Annotated in this window: 1 protein-coding gene; it reads left to right on the top strand. The window is 61.7% G+C overall.

Annotated features, from left to right (window positions below; translation table 11 throughout):
* Positions 1 to 283 precede the first annotated feature (283 nt).
* Positions 284 to 3,184 (top strand): choice-of-anchor tandem repeat GloVer-containing protein (locus AC11W3_RS04795; RefSeq protein WP_484092584.1); only part of this gene is annotated, 2,901 nt, incomplete at its 3' end.

The raw sequence follows: 3,184 nt of genomic DNA, 5'->3' as shown, positions 1-3,184 counted from the left end.
GCGACGTCTCGTGCCCGAGCCTCTTTGCCGACTGGATCGAGCAGCTCTCGGCCGAAGGGATCACGAGCGGCTGCGGCGGCGGGAACTACTGTCCGGGCAACCCGAACACCCGCGGGCAGATGGCGGTGTTTCTGGTCAAGACGTTTCACCTGTAGAGAGCGCCGTCACGGACAGGAAGGAAACGGCGATGAACACGTCCATAATGGGCCCCTTTCCCCGGGAGGCCCGAGCGCTTCGTCGGAATCCTCTGATCGCCGCCGTAATGATTGGAGTAGCGTCCGTCGTGGCGGCGCAGACGCCGACGACGTACGAAATCGTCCACGCGTTTCGGAATCCCGGAAACTGGTGCCCTGTCGATGAAAAGCAAAATAGCCGCTTGATTCACGCCGCCGATGGTTACTTCTACGGCACCACCTGCGGGGGCGGCATCAACGGTCTCGGCACGATCTACCGCGTCGATTCCTCGGGCAACCTGACCACCGTTCACAGCTTCGGATATGCCGACGGCGCCAACCCGCTTGCTGGGCTGATTCAAGCGATCGACGGCAACTTCTACGGTACGAGCTCACGAGGTGGCGCGAGCAACCTCGGCGTCGTCTTCAAGATGGACGCAGCCGGCCGGGTCACCCGCCTTCACAGCTTTGTAGGCAACGACGGGCAAAATCCGTACGCCGCGCTTCTCCAGGCGTCCGATGGGAATTTCTACGGCTCGACGCGTTCCGGAGGAGATCACTCGGAGGGAACGATCTTCCGAATCGACTCCTCCGGAAACTTCACGACGCTCCTCAGTTTCGATCGATATGTAAGCGGCGCGATCCCCATTGCCGAGCTCATCCAGGGTGCCGACGGCCGGCTGTATGGCAGTGCGAGTTGGGGCGGCGGCAATGATGAGGGCTGCCTATTCTCGATGGACCCTGCGGGGAATCTCACCGTCCTCCACAATTTCAACTTCGGTGACGGCTCTCGCCCATACGCCGCCCTCGTTCAGGCTGCAGATGGCGACTTCTACGGCGCGACACTTGGAGGAGGAGCGAGTAATCGGGGAACGATCTTCCGCGTCGACTCCTCGGGCGGCTTCAGCTCGCTTCACAGCTTCAACGTCTCGGATGGCGCGTACCCTTACAGCGCTCTCATTCAGGGTCCCGACGGCAGCCTCTATGGCACGACGTCACGCGGTGACGGGACGAGCTCTTGGGGCACGGTGTTTAAGATCAATGCTGCTGGAAATCTCAGCACTCTTCATAACTTCGGTGGAGCTGACGGCGTTCACCCTCGTGCCAGTCTCGTTGAGGGACCTGACGGCGTCTTGTATGGCGCAACCGATGCGGACGATATCGGGCCGGAAGGCTTTGTCCCCGGCTCGATCTTCAAGATGAGCCTCTCGGGGGAAGTGACGACTCTACGGACGTTGGGCGGGACGGACGGAAGGTCACCGACATCGCTCATTCAGGCCGCCGATGGCGACTTCTACGGCACAACTGTCTCTGGTGGGAAGAACGACCGAGGGAGCATCTTCTCGTTTCACCCGGGGAGTGTGCTCACCTTGCTTCACAGTTTCGCGGGGCCGGACGGTGCGAATCCCGGATCCCTGATTCAGGCTGGAGACGGTACCTTCTACGGCACATCTGGAGGGGCAGCTGAAACGCGGTACGGGACGATCTTTCGAATGGACAGCGCCGGCCTGGTCACGACTCTTCATGTTCTCGCGGCGACGGAAGGTTGGGGGCTCTCCCCGCTATTACTGGCGAATGACGGCAACTTCTATGGCTCGACTCTGTTCAGCACTGTTTCGGGAGGTGCGATTTTTCGAATCAAGCCTTCCGGGGAATTCTCAATACTCTGGAACTTCACCTCGCCAATAGAGTCTGGCGCAAACCCGAATGGCCTCGTTCAAGTCAGCGGACAGTTCTTCGGTACCACTCAGAGCGGTGGCTTCGCCGGCAAAGGAACGATCTTTCGCATGGCAATGGAGGGAACCGTCGAAACTGAGTACCACCTCGGAGCAGGCCAGGATGACGGTCGCCTCCCGGGGTCAGCACTCCTCAGTTCAAACGAGTTGTTCGGAACGACGGAGTTTGGTGGCAGTGAAGATGCCGGAACTATCTTCAAGATTGCACCGGGAAGTCAGACGCTGGATACCCTACACAGCTTCAACGGCACAGACGGCGCACAGCCGCGCGCTGCCTTGGTCAAGGCCGCTGACGGCAACATCTACGGCACGACGGAGGCCGGCGGCTCGAGCGATGCGGGCACGATCTTCAAGACCGATTCGTCCGGGAGCTTCACCACCGTTCATGAGTTCAACGGTCTCGATGGTATGTATCCGATCGCTGAGCTCGTCCCTGCGGCTGATGGCTACCTCTATGGGACCGCTCGAGGCGGCGCTCTCGGAGACGGAATCATCTTCCGGCTGACGAACTCTGGTGCCGCTGTCAACGAGGTGACTCCTAGTTCCGGCTCGGCCTTTGGTTCGGAGCCGCTGGACGTTCTCGGAGGAGGCTTCGTCCCTGGAGCCATGGTGACGGTCGGAGATGCTCCTGGCAACGACGTCGCTGTCCTCGATTCGACATTCCTTTACTTGTTCACTCCGGTGTTGTCGCCGGGGACCCTCAACGACGTCACTGTGACCAATCCGGGCTCCGTTCCGGCAACAGCCACTCGCCCGAACGCCTTCTTCGCCGACTTTCTGGACATGCCACAGACCGATCCCTTCCACGATTTCGTCGAGAAGATCTTTCGAGCGGGGATCACCGCCGGTTGCGGCGGAGGGAGCTACTGCACCGACTCAGCCGTCACCCGCGCGCAGATGGCGGTGTTCCTGCTGAAGGCCGAGCACGGCTCGAGCTTCGTGCCGCCTCCGTGCAACAGCTTCTTCGCGGATGTGGCGTGTCCGAGCATGTTTGCCGACTGGATCGAGCAGCTCGCGGCCGAAGGCATCACCGCGGGCTGCGGCGGAGGCAACTACTGCCCGTCGACCCCGGTGACGCGGGCGCAGATGGCGGTGTTCCTTCTGAAGGCGGAGCACGGCACGGGTTACGCGCCGCCGGGGTGCACGGCCATCTTCGGCGACGTCTCGTGCCCGAGCCTCTTTGCCGACTGGATCGAGCAGCTCTCGGCCGAAGGGATCACGAGCGGCTGCGGCGGCGGGAACTACTGTCCGGGCAACCCGAACACCCGCGGGCAG

The organism is Geomonas sp. (genome assembly GCF_056994735.1).
Note: the sequence above shows the minus strand (reverse complement) of the source record. Positions and strands in the feature narration are given on the sequence as shown.